General features: G+C 54.2%; 17 protein-coding genes and 1 pseudogene. 3 read left to right on the forward strand and 15 right to left on the reverse strand.

The genetic code is table 11. The features are described from left to right. Positions 1 to 76: 76 nt before the first annotated feature. The 5 genes from WCC56_RS11465 to WCC56_RS11485 are packed head-to-tail and all read right to left on the reverse strand — an operon-like array spanning position 77 to position 4,626. Positions 77 to 853 carry an SDR family oxidoreductase gene (locus WCC56_RS11465; RefSeq protein ID WP_424692494.1) on the reverse strand — a complete coding sequence of 259 codons (777 nt, stop codon included), beginning with the start codon at positions 851 to 853 and terminating at the stop codon, positions 77 to 79. After that, entirely contained in the window at positions 850 to 1,698 is an 849-nt protein-coding gene (locus WCC56_RS11470) for an amidohydrolase family protein (RefSeq protein ID WP_424692495.1), read from the reverse strand. Before WCC56_RS11470 ends, WCC56_RS11465 begins: the two co-directional genes overlap by 4 nt. Continuing rightward, entirely contained in the window at positions 1,695 to 2,981 is a 1,287-nt protein-coding gene (locus WCC56_RS11475) for an L-fuconate dehydratase (RefSeq protein WP_424692496.1), read from the reverse strand. Before WCC56_RS11475 ends, WCC56_RS11470 begins: the two co-directional genes overlap by 4 nt. A gap of 24 nt (positions 2,982 to 3,005) precedes the next feature. After that, on the reverse strand, positions 3,006 to 3,848 hold the full coding sequence (locus WCC56_RS11480; protein ID WP_424692497.1) for a fumarylacetoacetate hydrolase family protein: 843 nt from the start codon (positions 3,846 to 3,848) through the stop codon (positions 3,006 to 3,008). 37 nt (positions 3,849 to 3,885) lie between these two features. Then, positions 3,886 to 4,626, reverse strand: a complete 741-nt coding sequence (locus tag WCC56_RS11485; RefSeq protein ID WP_424692498.1) for an SDR family oxidoreductase — start codon at positions 4,624 to 4,626, stop codon at positions 3,886 to 3,888. A 214-nt stretch (positions 4,627 to 4,840) separates the two neighbouring features. Here WCC56_RS11485 and WCC56_RS11490 point away from each other — a divergent pair, with 214 nt between their 5' ends. Further along, positions 4,841 to 5,593 (forward strand): FadR/GntR family transcriptional regulator, encoded by a 753-nt coding sequence (locus WCC56_RS11490; protein WP_424692499.1) that lies wholly within the window; start codon positions 4,841 to 4,843, stop codon positions 5,591 to 5,593. A 59-nt stretch (positions 5,594 to 5,652) separates the two neighbouring features. Here WCC56_RS11490 and narI read toward each other — a convergent pair whose 3' ends face one another. The 5 genes from narI to WCC56_RS11515 form a co-directional block, all read right to left on the reverse strand. After that, positions 5,653 to 6,330 (reverse strand): respiratory nitrate reductase subunit gamma, encoded by a 678-nt coding sequence (narI, locus tag WCC56_RS11495; RefSeq protein ID WP_424692500.1) that lies wholly within the window; start codon positions 6,328 to 6,330, stop codon positions 5,653 to 5,655. 2 nt (positions 6,331 to 6,332) lie between these two features. Beyond that, positions 6,333 to 7,055: a nitrate reductase molybdenum cofactor assembly chaperone gene (gene narJ, locus WCC56_RS11500; protein ID WP_424692501.1), complete on the reverse strand. Its 723-nt coding sequence runs from the start codon at positions 7,053 to 7,055 to the stop codon at positions 6,333 to 6,335. Then, on the reverse strand, positions 7,052 to 8,596 hold the full coding sequence (narH, locus tag WCC56_RS11505; protein ID WP_424692502.1) for a nitrate reductase subunit beta: 1,545 nt from the start codon (positions 8,594 to 8,596) through the stop codon (positions 7,052 to 7,054). Before narH ends, narJ begins: the two co-directional genes overlap by 4 nt. Continuing rightward, a complete protein-coding gene (locus tag WCC56_RS11510) occupies positions 8,593 to 12,354 on the reverse strand; it encodes a nitrate reductase subunit alpha (protein ID WP_424692503.1) in 3,762 nt (1,253 codons plus the stop codon). The genes narH and WCC56_RS11510 overlap by 4 nt, the downstream gene beginning before the upstream one ends. Before the next feature lie 307 nt (positions 12,355 to 12,661). Beyond that, positions 12,662 to 14,056, reverse strand: a complete 1,395-nt coding sequence (locus WCC56_RS11515) for a NarK family nitrate/nitrite MFS transporter (RefSeq protein ID WP_424692504.1) — start codon at positions 14,054 to 14,056, stop codon at positions 12,662 to 12,664. A gap of 323 nt (positions 14,057 to 14,379) precedes the next feature. Here WCC56_RS11515 and narL point away from each other — a divergent pair, with 323 nt between their 5' ends. Next, positions 14,380 to 15,027: a two-component system response regulator NarL gene (gene narL, locus WCC56_RS11520; RefSeq protein ID WP_424692505.1), complete on the forward strand. Its 648-nt coding sequence runs from the start codon at positions 14,380 to 14,382 to the stop codon at positions 15,025 to 15,027. A gap of 194 nt (positions 15,028 to 15,221) precedes the next feature. Here the strand turns inward: narL and WCC56_RS11525 are convergent, their stop codons facing one another. Continuing rightward, positions 15,222 to 16,619, reverse strand: a complete 1,398-nt coding sequence (locus WCC56_RS11525) for an amidohydrolase family protein (protein WP_424692506.1) — start codon at positions 16,617 to 16,619, stop codon at positions 15,222 to 15,224. Between the two features lie 131 nt (positions 16,620 to 16,750). On the opposite strand from WCC56_RS11525, the gene WCC56_RS11530 reads away from it, so the two are divergent. Then, a complete protein-coding gene (locus WCC56_RS11530; RefSeq protein WP_424692507.1) occupies positions 16,751 to 17,668 on the forward strand; it encodes a LysR substrate-binding domain-containing protein in 918 nt (305 codons plus the stop codon). A 103-nt stretch (positions 17,669 to 17,771) separates the two neighbouring features. On the opposite strand, the gene WCC56_RS11535 is transcribed toward WCC56_RS11530, so the two are convergent. The 4 genes and pseudogenes from WCC56_RS11535 to WCC56_RS11550 all read right to left on the reverse strand — a co-directional run bounded on the left by WCC56_RS11535 (position 17,772) and on the right by WCC56_RS11550 (position 21,552). Beyond that, positions 17,772 to 18,308, reverse strand: coding sequence for a GDYXXLXY domain-containing protein (locus WCC56_RS11535; protein WP_424692508.1), 537 nt, complete (start codon positions 18,306 to 18,308; stop codon positions 17,772 to 17,774). Further along, complete coding sequence (locus WCC56_RS11540) at positions 18,295 to 20,499, reverse strand: DUF2157 domain-containing protein (protein WP_424692509.1); 2,205 nt, start codon at positions 20,497 to 20,499, stop codon at positions 18,295 to 18,297. Before WCC56_RS11540 ends, WCC56_RS11535 begins: the two co-directional genes overlap by 14 nt. A gap of 95 nt (positions 20,500 to 20,594) precedes the next feature. Next, positions 20,595 to 20,719 (reverse strand): annotated as a pseudogene (locus tag WCC56_RS11545) (nucleotidyl transferase AbiEii/AbiGii toxin family protein); the annotation flags it as partial. 239 nt (positions 20,720 to 20,958) lie between these two features. After that, positions 20,959 to 21,552, reverse strand: coding sequence for an Ail/Lom family outer membrane beta-barrel protein (locus tag WCC56_RS11550; RefSeq protein WP_424692510.1), 594 nt, complete (start codon positions 21,550 to 21,552; stop codon positions 20,959 to 20,961). Positions 21,553 to 22,233 lie beyond the last annotated feature (681 nt).

Consider the following 22,233-nt stretch of genomic DNA (forward strand, 5'->3'; position numbering starts at 1 on the left):
TGATACTGGCGATACTCCGCAATCAGCTGCGGATCGTCAGCCAGATCCAGCGCCTGGCAGTAACGCGTATTGCCCGTCATGTCAGTGCCCTGTCCAGGTGGGAGTAGCCGCCATCAACTGACAGCCACTGTCCGGTGGTATGAGAAGCGCGTGACGACAGCAGAAAGACCACCGTGTCCGCAATTTCCTGCGGAGTCGTCATCCTTTTGCCTAGCGGAATGTGACTGGTAATTTGCTTCAGCTTCTCTTCCGGCTGGTCGAAACTTTTAATCCAACGCTCATAAAGCGGCGTCATCACTTCTGCCGGGATCACCGCATTGACGCGGATACCGTCATTCAGCAATGAGGCCGCCCATTCACGGGTCAGCGCCAGTACGCCTCCTTTTGCCGAAGCGTAGCCGCTGGTATTTCCCTGCCCGGTGAGTGCCGTCTTCGAGCTAATATTGACGATAGCGCCTTTGCTCGCCCGCAGCGGGTCAAGGCACAAATGCGCCATCAGGTAGTAATGGATCAGGTTCTTTTCCAGCGAGCGCACAAACGCTTCCCGTCCGGCCTCCAGCCCCACGCTGTCGTTAACTCCGGCGTTATTCACCAGCCCGTCAATGCGGCCAAACTGCTGAGTTACCCGTTCAACGGCCTGAATGCAGCTGGCTTCATCCTGTAATTCAGCCAGCACGAACGCCGTAGCAGGCTGATGCTGTTTAAGCTGTTCCAGCAGCTCAGCGGAAGGTTCGCTGTTGCTGACAATTACCGGGATCGCCCCCTCTTCGGCCAGCGTCAGCGAAATTGCCGCGCCAATGCCGGAGCCGCCGCCGGTGACAATCACCACTTTGTTTTGCAGGTGAAGATTCATACTTCAACGTCCTCTATTCGATAGATTCGGCAGGCATTGCCGCCGGAAATGGCGACCTGCTCGCTCGCGGATAAAGAAGCGATGGCTCGCTGAATAAGCTGCCAGGCATCCTGATAGTCTCCGGCAAGCAGGCAGACCGGCCAGTCCGATCCGGCCAGAACCCGCTCGCTGCCAAAAGCCTCCAGCGCTGCATCCACAAACGGCAGCAGATCGTCGATGGCGTAGCCTTGCGGGCGTGGCTCGGTCAGCAGGCCGGAAAGCTTGCAACTGACATGTGGCAGAGCCGCCAGCGGCGCAATCTGTTTTGCCCAATGGCTGGCACCAGCCGCCAGATCCGGCTTACCAAGATGGTCCAGCACGATCTGATGCTCATCGTGACGGGCAGCAAATGCCGTCGCTTCGACCAGATGTTGGTGAGTCACCAGCAGATCCCAGACGTACTCCTTTCGCTGCAGTTGCTGCACCGCCGAGGTCACCGAAGCCTGTTCCATCCACTGCGCCGGGTCAGCCTCATCCTGGATCAGGTGACGGAAACCCCTTAGCAACGTGCGAGGCTCAAAGTCAGCCAGTTGCGCAGCAACATCGCCCTGCTGAAGATCAATCCAGCCAACCACAGCTTTCACCTCTGGCGTACGTTCCGCCACGTCCAGTAACCAGCGAGTCTCCTGCAACGTTTGCCTTGCCTGCACCAACACGCTGCCCTGAACAGACTGCGCTGCCAGTTCAGGGGCCAGCTGTAACGGCAGATAATCCTGCTTCAGCCGCGCCATCTCTTCGCCTATCCAACCATACTCCTGCGGCTGGTACTGCCAGAAGTGCTGGTGTGCATCAATTCGCAGGCTCATGGGGCCACTGCACGAAAGCGGTACTGCTCAATGGAGGCCGGGAACATCTCAATCGAGAATCCGGCATGGTCTGGCGGCATATAAGCGGCCCCTTTGATCACACAAGGGTGCACAAAGTGTTCGTGCAGATGATCAACATACTCAATCACCCGGCCTTCATGGGTTCCGGCGATACACAGATAGTCGATCATCGACAGATGCTGCACGTATTCGCACAGCCCAACGCCACCTGCATGCGGACAAACCGGGAGATCGTATTTCGCCGCCATCAGCATCACCGCCAGGATCTCATTCACCCCGCCCATCCGACAGGCATCGATCTGCACCACATCTATCGCCCCGCGCATGATGAACTGCTTGAACATGATGCGGTTCTGGCACATCTCGCCGGTGGCGACTTTGACTGGCGCAATGCCTTCACGAATGCGGCGATGGCCTTCAATGTCGTCCGGACTGGTTGGCTCTTCGATAAACCACGGATTGGCGAACGCCAGCTTGTTCACCCACGGGATCGCTTCATTGGTTTCCCACACCTGATTAGCATCGATCATCAGTTTACGATCCGGCCCGATCACTTCGCGGGCAATGGTGACCCGGCGAATGTCATCTTCCAGATCGCGACCGACTTTCAGCTTCAGGTAATCAAACCCGGCATCAACGGCTTCCTGGCAAAGACGGCGCAGTTTGTCATCGGGGTAGCCCAGCCAGCCAGCGGAGGTGGTATAGCAGGGATAACCTTCTGCCAGCAGCGTTTGCAGCCGCTGATCTTTGTTGTCCGCGCGCTGACGAAGCAGCGTCAGCGCCTCCTCCGGCGTGATGCAGTCAGTGATGTAGCGGAAATCCACACAGCGCACCAACTCCTCTGGCGACATGTCAGCCACCAGCCGCCACAGCGGTTTGCCCTCCGCCTTACTCCATAAATCCCACACGGCGTTGATCACCGCGCCGGTAGCCAGATGGATCGCCCCTTTGTCCGGCCCAATCCAGCGCAGCTGGCTGTCGCTGGTAAAGGAGCGCCAGAAAGCGCCCATATCCGCCGCGATGGAGGCCAGATCGCGGCCAACCACCAGATGTTTCAGCGCAGAGATTGCCGCACAGCAAATTTCATTTCCGCGACCAATGGTGAAGGTCAGTCCGTGTCCACTCAGTAACGGATTATCCGTCTCTAAAATCACATAAGCGGCGGAGTAATCCGGGTCCGGGTTCATCGCATCCGATCCATCCAGTGACAGCGAGGTCGGGAAGCGGACATCTTCAACGCGCAGGGCAGTAATCGTGGTCATAAATACGTCCTTTACTGAACGGGCCTAAGCCTGAGTGGTTATCTGGCGCTGTTCACCCAGCCCTTCAATACCGAGTCTGATCTCTTGTCCGGCGCGTAAGTAAACGGGCGGCTTCTGCCCCATCCCCACGCCCGGCGGTGTGCCAGTGGAGATCACATCACCCGGCTGCAGGCTCATAAACCGGCTAAGGTAGCTGATGATTTCCGGCACCTTAAAAATCATCGTATTGGTATTGCCGTTCTGATAGCGTTTGCCATCCACTTCCAGCCACATGCTGAGCTGGTTGGCATCGGGGATTTCATCCACCGTGACCAGCCACGGCCCCAAAGGCCCGAAGGTGTCGCAGCCTTTGCCTTTGTCCCAGGTTCCGCCACGTTCAATCTGAAACTCACGTTCGGAAACGTCGTTGATCACGCAGTAGCCCGCAACGTGAGACAACGCATCGGCTTCGCTGATGTAGCGACCACCTTTGCCAATCACCACGCCCAGCTCCACTTCCCAGTCGGTTTTCAGCGAATCCCGCGGGATCTCAACGGCATCGTTTGGCCCGACAATCGCACTGGTCCATTTGCTGAACACCACCGGCTCTTTCGGGATTTCCGCGCCGGTTTCCGCCGCGTGATCGGCGTAATTGAGGCCGATACAGATAAATTTGCCGACGTTACCTACGCAGGCACCGATGCGCGGAGATCCTTCCACCAGCGGCAACGTTGCAACATTCAGCTGGCGCAACTTGTTCAGCGAAGCAGGCGACAAGGCGCTGCCAGCAAGGTCATCAATGACCTCTGAGAGATCGCGCAGTTTTCCCTGAGCATCAAGCAGTGCCGGGCGCTCTTCACCAGGCTGACCATAACGTAATAATTTCATCCTTCCTCCTGTCACAAATACGGGGAATGCTGAGGGCTTAGTTGCTCCAGCCACCATCGATAACGTGGATAGCGCCGGTGGTGTAGGCGCTGGCATCGGAAGCCAGATAGAGTGCCAGCTGGGCGATCTCCTCCGTTTTCCCGATGCGGCCAATCGGCTGGCGAGAGACAAACGCCTGATAAACTTCGGCTTCGCTACGCCCTTCGGCTTTGGCCTGTTCGGCAATGCGTTGGTGCAGTGAAGGTGATTCCACCGTGCCAGGGCAAATAGCATTACAGCGGATACCGCGTGAGACGTAATCCGCCGCTACGGAACGCGTCAGCCCTATTACCGCCGCTTTAGAGGCGCTGTAAGCAAAGCGGTTTGGTACGCCCTTCACACTGGAAGCGACTGACGACATGTTAATAATCGAGCCTTTTTGCTGTGCCAGCATCGCAGGCAGAAAAGCCCGGACGGTGTGGAACATCGCGGTAACGTTCAGATCGAGGGCAAACTGCCACTCCTGTTCCGTGCAGCTAAGGATGTCGCCGCTGTGCACCACGCCTGCGCAGTTGAACAGCACATCCACAGTGCCAACCTCTTCTGCCAGCGCATGGATGGCCTGCGTGTCGGTCACATCAAGCACTCTTCCCGTCACGCCCGGGATATCCTGCAATCTGGCGATATTGATATCGGTAGCGATCACTTCGGCCCCAGAACGGGCAAACAGTTGCACGGTATTCAGGCCAATTCCCTGCCCTGCGGCGGTGATAAGCACTTTCTTACCCTGAAGATCCATAACGGTTCCCTTTGGTTAAAGGACTAATGGTCAGGCCATTAACGATGAAAAAAAACGTTTTAAGCGGTGCCCTTTTGCTATGATTCAGGGCATATTCAGCCGTAAAACGCGCTATTTATTTAACCAATTTTTCACATGTTAAAAACATTCCAGCAAGCCTAATTTCTGCAAAATGCTGGCTGAATCGCTTAACTGAAATACTGTCTGGTGAGCCATGCCGATAAAAAAATTAGAAAATCCAAGAATTTACCGACAAATTGCCGATCAGCTAAAACAGCTGATCGCCAGCGGTGAGTTTCCGCCTGGCAGCAAGCTGCCCGCCGAGCGCGATCTCGCCAGTCAGCTGCAGGTCAGCCGCGCTTCGGTGCGGGAAGCGTTAATTGCTTTGGAAGTGATTGGCCTGGTGGATGTGCGTGTAGGCAACGGCGTGATTGTTTGCCAGCCCGGACTGGTGGCTTCGGAAGAACCCGTGATGACACAGGCAGGCCGCGATCAGTGGGCCGACGTCGATGATGAGTTGGATATCCAGCTGGATTTCAGCGCTGAGCTGCCGCCGTTTTCACTGCTACAAACCCGCCGATTAATTGAACCTGAAACCGCTGCGCTGGCTGCCCGCCATGCCTCAGAGGAAGAACTTGCGTTGATTGAGCAGGCTTATGAGCAGAACTGCCGCGATAACCGGCAAGGTTCGGCAACCCATCCGGGCGACAGGCTGTTTCATATTCGCATTGCCCAGGCCAGCGGCAATCCGGCCTATGCTTTTATCATCGCCCATTTGTTGGGGCACCGTTACGGCAGCATGTTCCGCAGCCTGCAGCAGCATTACACCCCGCAGGATATGCCTCATCGCTCTGAAACGGAGCATCTGGCGATCCTGCAGGCGTTAAGAGCCCGCGATCCGCGTGCAGCAAAAAAAGCGATGAAAGATCATCTGGATGCAGTGATAGCTATTTTCGGGCGCGGATAAAAAAGGCCAGGGGAGTAGCCCTGGCCCGGAAGCACTTTTCGTCTCGATAAAAGAGACAATTACCGGCGATTACGCACGATCTGATAGCGGCGGGTCAGATACTCGACCGGCGCACTCCAGATATGGACCAGACGGCAGAACGGGAACAGCAGGAACAGCGTCATGCCCAGCACCATATGCAGACGGAAAATCACCGCCACGCCTTCAAGATGCTGAGAAGCCCCGCCGTGGAAGGTCACCACTGCCTGAGCCCAGGCCACCAGCTTCATCATTTCGCTGCCATCCATATGCTGAGCAGAGAAGGGAATAGTCAGTAAGCCCAGACAAACCTGCACCACCAGCAACGTCAGGATCAGGATATCGCCCACGCTACTGGTCGCCCGCACACGGGGATTGGTCAGACGGCGCTTCAGTAACAGCCCGCCGCCCACCAGCGTCAACAGCCCGCAAATTCCCCCGGCGATCATCGCCAGTTTTTGCTTCACGTCAATCGGCAGGAAAGCTTCGTACATCCAGTGCGGCGTCAGCATGCCGACAATGTGCCCAAAGAAGATGCCGATAATGCCGATATGGAACAGGTTCGAGGCCAGACGCATGCCTTTTTTATCCAGCATCTGGCTGGAGCCTGCGCGCCAGCTGTACTGGCCGTAATCGTAGCGCAACCAGCTGCCAATCAGGAAAACCGCCCCGGCAATATAAGGATAGATGTCGAAAAAGAACTGAGATAAGTAGTGCATGATTATTGTCCTGAGGCACGTGGCGTGGCCTGCGCCACGTCCAGATACTGAGGTTTCACCGCGCCAGCAAAGCGCCGCTGGTGCGTGGCCTGTTGGGCAGAAGCGCAGCCCTGCTCACCGAGGAACTTCACCTGCTCCTCTTCCCACACCGCATCCAACGCGGCAGGCGTATCATCACGGGCTTCTTTCGCCACCTGCGGCTGCAGAGCTTCGGCCTCTACACCGGAGTTTGAAAGCGACAGCAGCGCATCAAACAGCACGGCATAAGGACTTTCACGCTGCTGAAGGCGGGCAGCCAGCAGAGCCAGAATCGGCGCAATGTCTTGCAGTCCTCCACGTGCTCGTTCCAGGGAACCGCTGCCCAGATACTCCAGATAGAGCGGCAGGTAATCCGGCAGCTCTTTCGAATCCAGCTCCAGGCCATCCGCACGATATTGATCCAGCAGATCAACCATCGCCTGACCGCGATCGCGTGATTCGCCGTGAACATGTTCGAACAGCAGTAATGAAGTTGCGCGGCCACGATCGAACAGCTCGCAATACTCGGCCTGCACATCCAGCAGCGGACGGGCACAAAATTCGGTGACGAAATGCACCAGCTGAGAACCCTGTTTTGCTTCCAGTTCAGGCGCGGTTTCCAGCGCCTCCACCAACTCAGCAGGGTGATCGAATAACGCCTGATCCGGGTAATCCATCAGTCGGCCAATAACGCGCAAGGTGATCATGAGCGATCCTCCTTCGACGGGGTTTTGCGGCCCACATCAATCGCGTCAATACGGCGGCTGTTGAACAGATTGAATTTACTGTCGCTGCCGTGGCAGCCATCGCCAAAGCTGAAGCCGCAGCCTTTACTTTCCGGGAAGGCTTCACGAGCCAGCTCGCGGTGGCTTGAAGGCACCACGAAACGGTCTTCGTAGTTGGCAATCGCCAGATAACGGTACATCTCCTGCGCCTGCGCTTCCGTCAGCCCAACCTGTTCCAGCGCGCGGGTATCCACTTCACCGTCGACGGTTTCGGCACGCTTGTAGTGACGCATCGCCAGCATGCGTTTCAGTGCCAGCAGCACCGGAGCGGTATCGCCCGCGGTCAGCAGGTTTGCCAGATACTGCACGGGAATACGCAGGCTTTCCACATCTGGCAGCACACCGCTGTGACCCAGTTCACCGGCATCGGCAACGGACTGGATCGGTGACAGTGGCGGCACATACCAGACCATTGGCAAAGTGCGGTATTCCGGATGCAGCGGCAGCGCCAGCTTCCAGTCCATTGCCATTTTCCACACAGGAGAACGCTGAGCCGCATCAATTACGCTCTGCGGAATACCTTCTGCCAGCGCCTGCTTGATCACCTCCGGATCGTTGGGATCGAGGAAAATATCCAGCTGACGCTGGTAGAGATCCTGTTCGTTTTCCGCAGAGGCCGCCTGCTCAATACGATCGGCGTCATACAGCAGCACCCCCAGATAACGAATGCGACCTACGCAGGTTTCAGAGCACACCGTTGGCTGACCCGCTTCTATGCGTGGATAGCAGAAGATACATTTCTCTGACTTTCCGCTCTTCCAGTTAAAGTAGATTTTTTTGTACGGACAACCGGTCAGGCACATGCGCCAGCCACGGCATTTATCCTGATCGATCAGCACGATGCCGTCTTCACTGCGCTTATAAATAGCGCCGCTTGGGCAGGTAGCCACACACGCCGGATTGAGGCAGTGCTCACACAGGCGCGGCAGATACATCATGAAAGTGTTTTCGAACTGGCCGTACATCTCTTTCTGAATGTTATCGAAGTTCTTATCGGCGGAACGTTTAGAGAACTCGCCACCGAGGATCTCTTCCCAGTTCGGGCCGTTTTCGATCTTCTTCATCCGCTTGCCGGTAATCAGCGAGCGGGGACGCGCTATCGGCTGATGCTTGCCAGCCGGCGCGGTGTGCAGATTCTGGTAGTCGTAATCAAACGGCTCGTAATAGTCATCCAGCTCCGGCACGTGCGGGTTGGCGAAGATTTTGGACAGCAGGCCGATGCGGCTGCCCATACGCGGTTCAAGCTTGCCGTTGATCTTACGGATCCAGCCGCCCTTCCACTTTTCCTGATCTTCCCAGGCATGGGGATAGCCCACGCCCGGTTTACTCTCAACGTTATTGAACCAGGCATATTCCATGCCTTCACGGCTGGTCCAGACGTTTTTACAGGTCACTGAACAGGTATGGCATCCGATGCATTTGTCCAGGTTCAGCACCATGCCGACTTGCGAACGAATTTTCATGGCTGTTTCTCCTGCTGGCTGCCCTGGCAATCGTCGGTGCCTTCACCGTCTAACCAGTTAATGTTGTTCATTTTTCTCACCACCACGAACTCGTCGCGGTTAGAGCCTACGGTGCCGTAATAGTTAAAGCCGTAGGATTGCTGCGCGTACCCGCCAATCATGTGGGTTGGTTTCGGGCAGGCACGCGTAACGGAGTTATGGATACCGCCGCGCTGGCTGGTGATCTCCGAGCCCGGAATATTCACGATACGTTCCTGAGCGTGGTACATCATGGTCATGCCAGCCGGAATACGCTGGCTGACAACGGCACGGGCAGTCAGCGCACCGTTGGCGTTGAAGGCCTCAATCCAGTCGTTATCCTCAATCCCCAGCTCTTTGGCATCGTCTTCACTCATCCACACAATCGGCCCGCCGCGTGACAGCGTCAGCATCAGCAAGTTGTCGCTGTAGGTGGAGTGAATACCCCATTTCTGGTGCGGCGTCAGGAAGTTCAGCGCCTTCTCCGGATTCCCGTTCGGTTTCTTGTTGAGGAACGGCTTCGCCGCACGGGTATCGATTGGCGGACGGTAAACCAGCAGGCTTTCGCCGAAGGCTCGCATCCACTCATGATCCTGATACAGCTGCTGACGGCCGCTAAGCGTGCGCCATGGGATCAGCTCATGCACGTTGGTGTAGCAGGCGTTGTAAGAGACATGCTCATCTTCCAGGCCAGACCAGGTCGGGCTGGAGATAATCTTGCGCGGCTGCGCCTGAATATCGCGGAAGCGGATCTTCTCATCTTCTTTGTTCAGCGCCAGATGCGTGTGATCGCGCCCGGTGATGTTGCTGAGCGCCTGCCAGGCTTTTACCGCCACCTGACCGTTGGTTTCCGGTGCCAGCGACAGGATCACTTCAGCGGCATCAATCGCGGTGTCGATATTTGGCCGGCCGGCGGCAGGGCCCTCAGTTTTGACGTAGTTAAGCTGTTTCAGGAAGTCGACTTCGGTCTGGGTATTCCAGCTGATGCCTTTACCGCCGTTGCCCAGTTTGTCGAGCAGCGGGCCAAGCGAAGTGAATCGTTCGTAGGTAGCCGGGTAATCGCGCTCTACCGCGATAATGTGCGGCGCGGTTTTACCAGGGATCAGATCGCATTCCCCTTTTTTCCAGTCCTTCACGCCGAAGGGCTGAGCCAGCTCGGCTGGGGAGTCATGCTGTACCGGCAGCGTAACCACATCGGTTTCCACGCCCAGATGCCCTACGCAAAGCTCGGAGAAGGTTTTGGCAATCCCTTTGTAGATTTCCCAGTCACTTTTCGACTCCCAGGCTGGATCGACAGCGGCAGACAGCGGGTGAATAAACGGATGCATATCCGACGTATTCATGTCGTCTTTTTCATACCAGGTCGCGGTAGGCAGCACGATGTCCGAATAGAGGCAGGTGCTGGACATACGGAAATCGAGGGTCACTACCAGGTCCAGCTTGCCTTCGCCGCCGTTATCCTGCCATTCCACTTCTTCCGGCATCACGCCGCCCTGACGGCCAAGGTCTTTCCCCTGAATGCCGTTTTCCGTGCCCAGCAGGTATTTCAGCATGTACTCATGCCCTTTACCCGATGACCCCAGCAGGTTGGAGCGCCAGACGAACAGATTCCTTGGGAAGTTCTGCGGATTGTCCGGCTGTTCAGCGGCAAAGCGCAGGCTGCCCTGCTTCAGGCTGTCAACGGTGAACTCTACCGGCGACATTCCAGCCGCTTCAGCTTTGGCAGCAATGTGCAGCGGATTAACGTTCAGCTGCGGTGCTGAAGGCAGCCAGCCCATACGTTCAGAGCGCACGTTAAAATCAATCAGGCTGCCGCTGTAACGGGTTTTATCCGCCAGCGGGGAGAGCAGTTCTTCGGTAGTCACCGACTCGTAACGCCACTGGCTGGAGTGGTTATAGAAGAACGAAGTGCTGTTCATATGACGCGGCGGACGCTGCCAGTCCAGCGCAAAGGCCAGCGGAGTCCAGCCGGTTTGCGGACGCAGTTTTTCCTGGCCGACATAATGCGCCCAGCCGCCGCCGCTTTGCCCTACACACCCACAGAACACCAGCATATTGATCAGGCCACGGTAGTTCATGTCCATGTGATACCAGTGGTTCATTCCGGCACCGACGATGATCATCGAGCGACCACGGGTTTTCTCTGCGTTTTCGGCAAATTCGCGGGCAATACGGATGATGTTCTGGCGGGATACGCCGGTAATCTGCTCTGCCCAGGCTGGACTGTAAGCCTTCACTTCATCGTAATTCTGCGCACAGTTGGCATCGTCCAGCCCGCGATCTAACCCGTAGTTTGCCAGGGTTAAATCGTAGACGCTGGTCACCAGGCCTTCGCTGCCATCGGCTAACTGCAAACGCTTCACCGGCAGTTTGTGCAGCAGGATCTCTTCCAGCGCTACGCTGCTAAAGTTTTCACTGGTGATGCCACCAAAGTACGGGAAACCCACGTCAACCACGTCGTCGTGTTTACCCAGCAGGCTGAGCTGAAGCTCCACTTCCTGCTGGGCTTTACCTTCGCGTGATTCAAGATTCCATTTGCCCTTCTCGCCCCAGCGGAAACCAATCGATCCCTGCGGCGCAACCAGCTCGCCGTCAGCTTCGTTGATGGCAATGGTTTTCCACTCAGGGTTATTTTCCTGGCCCAGGCCGTCAACCAGATCGCTGGCACGTAACTGACGTCCGGCGGCGTAGAAGCCACCTTCGCGAGGCTCAAGCAGCACCAGCATGGGCATATCGGTGTAGCGGCGAACGTAGTCACGGAAATAGCCCACTTCACGATCGAGGTGGAACTCTTTCAGCATCACATGGCCCATCGCCAGCGCCATCGCACTGTCGGTACCCTGTTTCGGGTTCAGCCACTGATCACAGAGTTTGGCAACTTCGGCATAATCGGGGGTGATCGCCACCGTTTTCGTGCCTTTATAGCGAACTTCAGTAAAGAAGTGCGCATCCGGCGTACGGGTTTGAGGCACGTTGGAGCCCCAGGCGATAATATAAGAGGAGTTATACCAATCAGCCGATTCCGGCACGTCTGTTTGCTCGCCCCAGGTCATTGGCGAGGCTGGCGGCAGGTCGCAATACCAGTCGTAGAAGCTCAGACAGGCGCCGCCAATCAGCGACAGATAGCGTGCACCTGCTGCATAGGAAACCATCGACATCGCCGGGATTGGCGAGAAGCCCACAATGCGATCCGGGCCGAAGGTTTTCGCGGTATACACATTCGATGCGGCAATCAGTTCGTTCACTTCCTGCCAGCTGGAGCGCACAAAACCACCGCGTCCACGGGCAATCTTATAGCTTTTAGCTTTCTCAGGGTCGTTGATGATGGAACCCCAGGCATCAACCGGATCGCTGTGTAGGGTTTTCGCCTCGCGCCACAGCTTGATCAGCTTTTTGCGCATCAACGGGTATTTCAGGCGGTTGGCGCTGTACAAATACCAGGAGTAGCTGGCACCGCGAGGGCAACCACGAGGCTCATGGTTTGGCAAATCAGGGCGGGTACGGGGATAGTCAGTTTGCTGGGTTTCCCAGGTGACCAGACCATTTTTCACATAGATCTTCCAGCTACAGGAGCCAGTGCAGTTCACGCCGTGGGTGGAGCGAACAACTTTATCGTGCTGCCAACGGCTGCGATAGCCATCTTCCCAGTCACGGTTGGTGTTGAGGGTCTGACCATGATTGCCAGAAAAGGGTTCGGCTAACTGTTTGAAGTAGCGGAACCGGTCTAGAAACTTGCTCATCAGGAATTCTCCTGAAGGCCTGATATTGTTAGGTGTGAAGCGACGACATTGCTTAATCTGCCAGCAGGGTACTGCTGGCCCTGACTGCTCAGATTGATAACGATCAACAGAATCGGCGGGTAAACCTGAGGGTTTTACTCGGAATACCCCTAAAGAAGTAGATGGTGAAAATCAGCTATTCATTTGAAAATAATCGCTAAAAACAGATTCACTCATTCCATTTTCGCCCTGATTACCGCCTCCCGGCTCATAGGGAGTAGAAACTTCCGGTTCGCCTGAAATGGCTCAAGCGAACCGAACATCAGGCTTAATAGACCTTTTTGCGGCCGTAAACGGCCCAGGTGACCACCACGCAAATCAGGTAAAAACCGAGGAAGATTTTCATCGCGCCAGCAGGCGATCCGCTCATCGCCAGCGACATGCCGAACATCTGCGGGATAAAGAAGCCACCAGCGGCACCAATCGCGGAGATGAAACCCAGTGCAGCGGAGGTCTCCGTGACCGCTTCCCGCTGCGCCAGCTCATCGCTGCCGCCCTGCGCCTTCACCCGTTCCAGCGTGTTTTTACGGAAAATAACCGCGATCATCTGAAAGGTGGATCCACTGCCCAGACCGGCATTGATAAACAGCACCATAAACACGCTGTAGAAGGCGATAAACGAGCCTGGGTGGTCACCCGTTGGCAGCGTCATAAAGAGCAGTCCGCTGAAGAAGGTCATCACCACAAAGTTGATCAACGTGACGCGCACGCCGCCAAACTTATCGGAGAGCATTCCGCCAATTGAACGGGCCAGCGCGCCAAGGAACGGGCCAAAGAAGGCGTACTTCAGGATCACGATGTCCGGAAACTGGGTTTTGGAGAGCATGGCAAAGCCCGCTGAGAAGCCAATAAACGAGCCGAAGGTCGCCAGATAGAGCACCGCCATAATCCACAGATGGCCGCGCTTCAATACCGGGAGCTGCTCACGCAGAGAAGATTTAGCGGCAGCCAAATCATTCATGCCGAACCAGGCCAGCACGGTGCCAATCACCAGGAATGGCACCCAAAGCCAGGCGGCATTTTCCAGCCAGATCACCTCTCCGTTAGCTGCAATCTGCGAGCCACCGCCAAAGAAGCTGAAGATGCCAAAGGAGATCGCCAGCGGGGCGAAGAACTGCATCACGCTGACGCCCAGGTTCCCCAGGCCACCATTAATCCCCAGCGCACTGCCCTGCTTTTCTTTCGGGAAGAAGAAGCTGATATTGCCCATGCTGGACGCAAAGTTAGCCCCGGCACAGCCGCACAGGAGTGCGATGACCATAAAGGTGGAGAAAGAGGTACTGGTATCCTGCACGGCAAATCCCAGCCACAGGCAGGGGATCAGCAAAATGGCGGTACTGAACGCTGTCCAGCGGCGGCCACCAAAAATCGGGATAACAAAAGAGTAAGGAACGCGCAGTAACGCACAGGCGACGGAAGGTAATGCGGTGAGTAAAAAGAGTTGTTCAGTGCTGAAGTTGAAGCCGACCTTATTCAGGTTAACGGCGATGGCGCTAAACAGCATCCAGACGCAGAAGGCCAGCAACAGGCAGAACACGGAAATCCACAGGTTACGGCTGGCGGTTCGCTTGCCACGCTGCTGCCAGAATTCGGCATTTTCAGGCTGCCAGTCTTGAATGACCGTTCCGCCTTTCATCGGGGGAGTAGAAGGAGTAAGCGACATGATGTTCTCATTTTAAGGAGGTCTGTCTGCTCATCCTGCTGATTGAGCCCCGCAGCCAGGTTGACGCAAATCAACGAGACGGTGAGTAGTTTTCCCGCCGATCCGTTGCCTGACTCCTAAAGGAGTAGTTGGGGAGGGGTAAAAAAGCTGTTGTTAATGCTGAATTTTATGATAACGATCCTGCACTATACTGAATTCGCAACGAGAGATGGAAATTAGTGATTACCCCCTAAGTGGTATAGGGATAATAATCAGGATACGTAGAATAGTGTTCTGAGCCCTCCCAGCCTGAGCTGAAGAACTGACCGAAAAGGACCGCCGCCGTGAAAGAAGAAGCCGCCACCATCTTACTGATTGACGATCATCCGATGCTCCGTAACGGGGTAAAACAGCTGATCGAGCTGGACGATCGGCTGCAGGTGGTTGCCGAAGCGGGCAACGGCACCTTGGGTGTGGAGCTGGCTGGAGAATTCGATCCGGATCTGATCCTGCTGGATTTAAATATGCCGGGGATGAACGGTCTGGACACGCTGGTCCAGCTGCGCACCATCGAGCTTTCTGGCCGCATCGTAGTGTTCAGCGTTTCCGATCATGAAGATGACGTGGTCAATGCCCTGAAGCGAGGCGCAGACGGATATCTGCTTAAGGATATGGAGCCGGAAGAGCTCCTGAAATCGCTGCATCAGGCCGCTGCCGGGCAAATGGTGCTGAGCGAAACGCTGACCAACGTGCTGGTCGCCAGCCTGCGTGAAAACCGCCCTGCCGAAGAGCGGGACATCGAACAACTTACCCGCCGCGAGCGCGATATCCTCAAGCTGATCACCCAGGGCATGACCAATAAGGCCATCGCCCGCAAGCTGTCGATCACCGAAAGCACGGTAAAAGTTCACGTAAAACATCTGCTGAAAAAGATGAAGTTGAAATCCCGCGTTGAAGCCGCTGTATGGGCGTTGCAGAGTGGGCACGAGTAGTGCCAGTGTTCCAGTGCCCCTAAATTGACGCTGTGTTTTTAATGAGAGATTGTTATTAATGCTTTCTGGATTACAGAGGAATTCAGCCACCACTGCCGATCATATCAGCTGTATTTTTCCATGCTAAACAGGCACACCGCCTGTTTAGAAGGAAAATAAGACGTGACAGACCCTGCTCATGCTTTTCATCCCGGTCAGTCTGTCTGCTCCAGCGGCAGGAAGGTGTCAGCAAAAATGTCAGGCTGGTAGCCGGAGGCAGCAAACAGGTGCTCACGCGACTCATCAATCGCTGCACGCAGTCGCGCGCTGTCTACGCCCAGCACCTTACCGTTCTGTTTGACGATGCGTCCGCCAATCATGACGGTGTCGATATTGCTGCGCTCTGCGGCATGAACCACCGTGCCAAAGGCGTTTCCTGACGGGTAAAGATTGATATCACTGGCATTAATCAGCACCAGGTCAGCCTGTTTACCCGGCGTCAGACTGCCCACTTTATCCTGCAACCCTGCACAGGCTGCGCCATCAAGAGTCGCGGCTTTGAGAAGTTGCGCCGCCGGGAGCGTTTTCAGCGCATGCTCAGAATCGCAGCATTGCTGCTGATGCATACCCATCACCCGTTGCAGGTAAAAAGCCACCCGCATCTCCATAAACATGTCGGTGCTGTAGGACGTTTCGTTGTCCACGCTCAGGCCAGGGTTGATGCCATGACGCTGCGCGGCCTCAATGGCGAACATCCCGCTTTCGATGCCATAGTGCGAATCTGAGCGCGGGCAAACGTTCACCCGGACACCGGCTTCCTGCAGAATTTTCCATCCCTCGTCAGCCAACGCCGTGCAGTGATTGAAAATATTGTCCGGACCAAGCAATCCCTGCTGATGCAGCGACTCAAGTTCAGACCCCATCTCAGCACCAAAGAACTCAGTGACAATCGACAGTCCCAGCCTGCGGGCCTCGGCCCACAACTCTGGCTCCAGCTGCGCCATGACGGCAAGAGAAACCAGGCTGTCAGGGTTGTTGGTGAAATACTTCTCCTGCAGGCGCTGCCAGTTACCGGGCCAGTGCGCTTTATCCCATTCGCCTGCTACCGGTGCGCCGGAAGCATGGATGGCGCGAATGCCGGTATCAAGCAGGGCCTCGACGGCGGCATCGGCATGCGCTGCGGTACGGCTGTTGTGCGAATTATCAATCATCGTGGTGATGCCCGCGTCAATCGCGCCGAGGGCCGTCAGCAGGTTGCCGACATAGATATCAGCAGGCCGGTAATATTTTGCGAACGAGAAGTGCGTGGCGTTGCTGTAGTCGTCCAGACAGGTGGCATTAGGGTTAAGGCGGCGCAGCTGTCCTTCCCATGCGTGACGATGAGAATCGACCATCCCCGGCATGGCGATCATGTTGGTGGCATCAATGACATCAGCTCCCGGCGCAACCAGGTTCTGGCCCACGGCGGTAATCGTTGAACCGTTGATGAGAATATCGCCGCGTTCAATGTTACCAACGCGCTCATCCATGCTCAGTATGGTCGCGCCACGAATCAAGATTGCCGCTGGAGCTACAGTCTTCTTGTTAACCATATTTCGGGTGTAATCGGTCATTAAAGTTGCCTCTTTCCTGATTAAGGAAGCAACAATACGTCACCTTATTACGCTGAAAAAGATGCTTAAAACGTTAACATAATTCATAATTTGCGAATAATCGGACTCACTTTTTGCCCGGGAGAAGGACAATGGATCGGATTCAGGCTATGCAGGTTTTTACACGGGTCGCTGAAGCCGGAAGTTTTGTGCGCGCGGCAGAGACACTTTCACTGCCCTCTTCCACCGTCACCAGCACGATTAAAAATCTTGAGAAATACCTGCAGGTGCGTCTGCTTAACCGAACAACGAGACGGGTCAGCCTGACCCCTGAAGGCCTGCAGTATCTTGCGAAGTGTCGGGAAATCCTGTCGTTAATTGAACACACTGAATCCAGCCTGACAGATTCCGTCAGGCGGCCCCATGGGCGGCTGCGGGTTGATATGCCCGGCGGGATTGCCCATTTCATCGTCATGCCAAACCTGAAAGACTTTTACCGGCTCTATCCGGATATCTATCTGATGATTGGCGTCAGCGACCGGCAGGTCGATCTCGTTCAGGAAGGCGTGGATTGCGTCATAAGAACCGGAGAATTAACCGACTCCACGCTGGTTGCCCGTCCGCTTGGCCGTTTTCGCTGGGTAACCTGTGCCTCTCCGGACTATCTCAGGGAGTACGGTGTCCCCGAGACACCTGAAGCGTTATCGCAGCATCGGGCGATTCATTACTTTTCCGGCTCGGGAAGACGGACGAATGAACTGCGCTTTACGCGGGGCACTGAGACCCTCTCCGTCCCGGTAGAGGGCGATGCGGCCGTTAACGAAACGGGGCTCTATATCAGCATGTGCCTTGAGGGTTTTGGGCTGGCCCAGCTTGCTGAAAATGTGATTTCGGAGAGTCTTCAGCACGGAAAGCTGATCGAGGTTTTAGCAGACTGGCAGCCGCCATCAGTGCCGGTGACAATGCTCTATCCGCATCAGCGATTTCTTTCTCCCACTGTGCGCGCGTTTGTTGACTGGGTCGCCGGGCTTTTCAGGGATGGCGCGGGAGGCATCAAGTCTTCAGCATAAAATCGGCTTCAGCCGGATGAGATGCTCTGTAAAACGTCAATCCGTAGCATACGAAGCAGGAAAACAGGTCGTTCCCCCCTGTTGTGTCAGCGAATTCAGCATGTCAGGGTGTAATCTCCCTGCCCTGCTCATCCAGCAGAGCGGTCAGAAGTGCTGTACCGTCCTCTCCTACCCTGAAAGCGCCATAGCGGGCGTGCTCGAAACGCTTACCCTGGCCTTCCTGGAAGAACCAGGCGTTAGTCCCAACGGTGAGCGTGCCAGCATTCAGGTGATACTTGACCCGCAACTGATTCGCTGTCAGAGGTTCGCCCTTATCAAAACTTGCCTGAGTAACCTGCCGCTGAGCATCAATATCAACAATGATTTTTCCGCTGACCGGCAGACAAGGCGTGCCAGGGACGGATTTACAAACCTGTCGTTGCTGATTGAACTCCTGCTGCAAAGGTTGGGTAATGGCATAATTGAGCGCCATATAATCGCCCTGCATGAGCGAGCGTGGATCAACTGGGGCAAGCTGTAGGATCATTAAGGCTCCCTGTTTCAGCAGTTGCTCTTTTTGCCAGATGCTGACATTTACAGCGACCAGCGCCAGCAGTATCACCCCGCCCGTCAGCCATTTTCTCAGGTTAGCGATTTTCATCAATACCCCCGGTACTCACAGGTAAAGCCAGTCTGGCGACGAACGCCATGACCAGCAACACCACGCCACTGGCGAACAGTAATAACGATTTTTGCAACAGAGTGATCCCCAGGAAGTAATACCAACCAGAGACATAGAGCAATAACAAACAAACCGTAACCAGAAGCACTACGCGACTTCCCTGATATCGCGCCAGCATTAACAGCCAGAGTCCCAGGCCAATACCCGGCGCATAGACGGCAACGGCCCCACAAAAAATAGCTGCCGATAGAAACAGGTTTGCCGAATGCGTCTTATGAACGACTCTCTGGTACAGAGTGCTGATCAGTAACCCTGCCGCGATCCCTGCCCCCAATCCCGTTTGCAGAGTGAAATACAGTGACGGTTCCCAGAAAATATCCAGCAGGAGAGTCACGTTAAGACCCGTGAAACAGAGCAATATCAGACCAGCAGGAATGCCGTAAAGTAGCGGCGAAACCGCCTCAGCCAAAGGCCCTGTCAGTAATTTCAGTTGTCCCTTCACCATCCCTGACCAAAAAATCACAACACCTGCGACCAGCGCTGAAAACACACACAAGCCTACAACCGGTGAGAAATAGAGGGTAGTGAGGTCATTAATCAAAAGAACGGATAACCAGGTCAGTGCGGTGATAGCCATAAATCGATATGTGCGGCTGGGCATCGCTATCGCCATCACCGCAAGTACCGACATCGTGCAGAGCATCACTGGCAGGAAATAGGATCCCCAACGGGGTTCAATAAGCAGGAAGAGACCGAAACAGAGCCCGTAAGTAGCCGCAATTGCCCAGGCCAGCCCGATATGATATTTACCTGCTCCCTGCGCACCTAACAGCCCGCGCGCCAGAGCAGCAAGGATCAGGGAAGGGAGAATAATGGCTAACCCGTTAGGGTCATTGAGCATGTCCGCAACGTAGAGAATCAAAATCAGCAGCAATAAAACGATTATCGCGGCTCCCCAACTACCAAGACTCAGTGCCAGTCGAAGATACCAGGGAAGGTGAGAGGAGTGATCCTGCTGCTGGATCTCCAGAACCTGCTGCTGGCTAAGCAACCCATGCTGTTGCAACGCCTCAGTCATCAAGGTGAGTTCTGTCGAAGCTTCGACCTGTTCACGCTCATACAGCCTGCGGCGCCAGTACAGGAGTAAGGCACCGTTCGCTGCCAGCCACAGGACCATCAGACAACCTGACAGAAATAAAACACCACTCTCCCACGAGGTATTTAACAACTGTGCGATCAGCACACACCCCGTGGCCGCTGAGCTGGCAATGCCCAGGGTCAACATACCAAGGTCCGGGAAGCGATATCGATAGAGGTAATAGCCTGCCAGTAAGGTCAGCAACCAGAAACCGGTGACGAGCGGATGATGAGTCTCCTCATCCCATTCGAAAATGTTTCCGACGACCATTGAAGTGAGCAGCAGCAGCAAAAAGCCCGCCATGAGACGGCTAAACCAACGATGAGTCAGCCAACTGCTGGGATGATATTTTAGCGCCCGCAAGGCCAGCGTTTCACGAACCGCCAGGCACAGTGCCAGTATGAATAAATAACTGTAAAGCGCCTTAGCAGGAAGCCAGCCGAGACCGTACAACCACGAGCCTTCCAGTAGCGGCACAGTAAGCGCGGCGAAATAAAACTGAAATGCCAGATTAGCCACCAGCCAACTGCAAAACCACAGGCTGTCTTGCCGCGCGATCAGTGATAAAGGCAAGAGAACATAGAGCCAGGCGCTGAAAAGCTCCCAGCTGTCCGCTCCCGTCTGATAGACCTGTCCATACAGCGCAAACAATGCGCCAAAGCCCAACCCGGCGGCAAGCAAAGCGCTGCGAGCAAGGCCGTCATACCAGCGCCACCAAACCAACATAGCCAGGGCGACAATCAGCAATTCCGTCAGGGCAAATTTTGCCATTTTGGGCATCATGGCCCAGTTCCAGGCAATAAAAAATATCGCCCCCGCAACCAGTGACAATAAACCAAGCAGTGAGAGCACAGGCAGAAGGAAAGAACGCCACTGCGGATAACCTGGCCGTACGCCACAAAAATAATAAATCTGCTGACAGGCTTCAGGGGATAAGCTGCCACCTTTTATAAGCCGCGCCACCTGCCGGCAAAGAGACTCTGCCACCCGTGAAGGCATCCAGCTTTGGCTGGCTGATGCGATAGTTTTCATGATGTCCCTGTGTTTGTGAGGTTCCGTTAACCGAAGTCACTTATTCCTGCTGACGGACGCGCCCGGAAGCCTTAACACTTGTCTTCATTAGCGAACAAAAGCTTCACATCCAATAAATCTTTCGGATGCTGGCGGTCGAGGGCGGCACATATTTACCGGCATAATGATCGGCGAAAGCTTCCTCTGACATTTTGGCAAAACCGAACGCATCTTCAACCGCTTTTCAGACAAACTTAAAATGCCGTTCACCGACAGTTCACTTCAGAATGGGTAAGAATTCAATTTTTTTTGTGCAGGCAGGTGACGGTGAACGGTAAAAGGTGAAATTCCCCCGCGCCCACAGACGAATCCGGCCTGTATTTTGAGCGAGTAATTGATTTTTTGATTAACAGGACACTTCTTAGGGGCAGGATAATGAGAAAAATGGCCACTGAAGCGGCCATAAAGAAAGAGGTGACTTTAGAAACTGTATCCCACGCCCAGGTTAAAACCATTGACTGAGAGACTTCTTTCTTCAGCATCAACGCTGGAGCCTTCATAACCAATATCGACAACAAGATATTTCACTGGGTTAATCTGCATACCTACACCGTACATAAAGGAGGTGTTTTTAAAAGTACTTCTTTTCTGCTGGAAGGTTTTCCCATCGGTTTTCCAGACAGCATCATCTGAACCCTTATTCAGGTTAGCACCTAAAAGACCATAAACACTGAAGTAATCATTAATTCTGTACGCTGGCCCAATGGACAATGAATAATATTTTAAATCCGATTTAATATCTAATGAATTGTACACAGAGACAGTATCACTCATAGATGAGGTATCAACACTGTCGTGGTAGTTATTACTGCCACTCATATAGGTAAGTGAGCCGATAAAACTTAATGGAGAATCCCATTCATAGCGATACTTTACATTTACGCCACTTATGTCTTTGAAGTCCTGAACCTTACTCTGTGCGTAACCAATAGATACCGTTTGCTGCCCAGCCTGAGCAGGAACAACGACAGACAAGGCTGAAACGACAAAAACAGAGGCTAATAGCGTTTTCATTAAAATAATCCCTTATAAAAAAACAGTCAATTAACAGCCTACCCACAACGAGGTCAGGCTTTGTAAAAATGAACAGATTTGGTTATCCATCTTTATCAATCTGCAGTGAAAATTGATGTCTGAATTAAAACAATTGATTAACAAAAAACCATCAGGCAATCAGACAATCAGACAATCAGACAATCAGACAATCAGACAATCAGACAATCTTCACTAAATACCACAGCTTAACAAAATGAATATAACAACAAACCGCACTAAATATTATCAAGGCATCTTTTGAAGATACATCAATTTAAAGATATCAGACGCAATTATGCTACACACCTCACAAATAAAAACACACCCGCCCATTAAAATCCCATGTTATTAAAACCACCTAACGAAACATGAAAATCCGTTTTGCAATATCCACCAATGGAATATTAAATAAAAAATGATGTCACCTTGGTTTGTTATAGGAATATTCTTTAGCATTTTTTACTTTGAGATAACTATCATACCCCCCGCTCCCTTACTAAGGTCATTAAGAATGGAGAGATATTCCCTTCTTTATTTTAAACTACCGATTTCTCTAACGGCATAGCGTTATCGATGAGCCTACTCACTAAGAGACGAGGCGATGTGTGTCAACGAGGGAATAGTCATAAGGGCTGAGATTGGTACCAGATCATAATCAGT

The sequence above is a fragment of the Erwinia sp. genome, assembly GCF_049696395.1.
Lineage (GTDB): Bacteria > Pseudomonadota > Gammaproteobacteria > Enterobacterales > Enterobacteriaceae > Erwinia.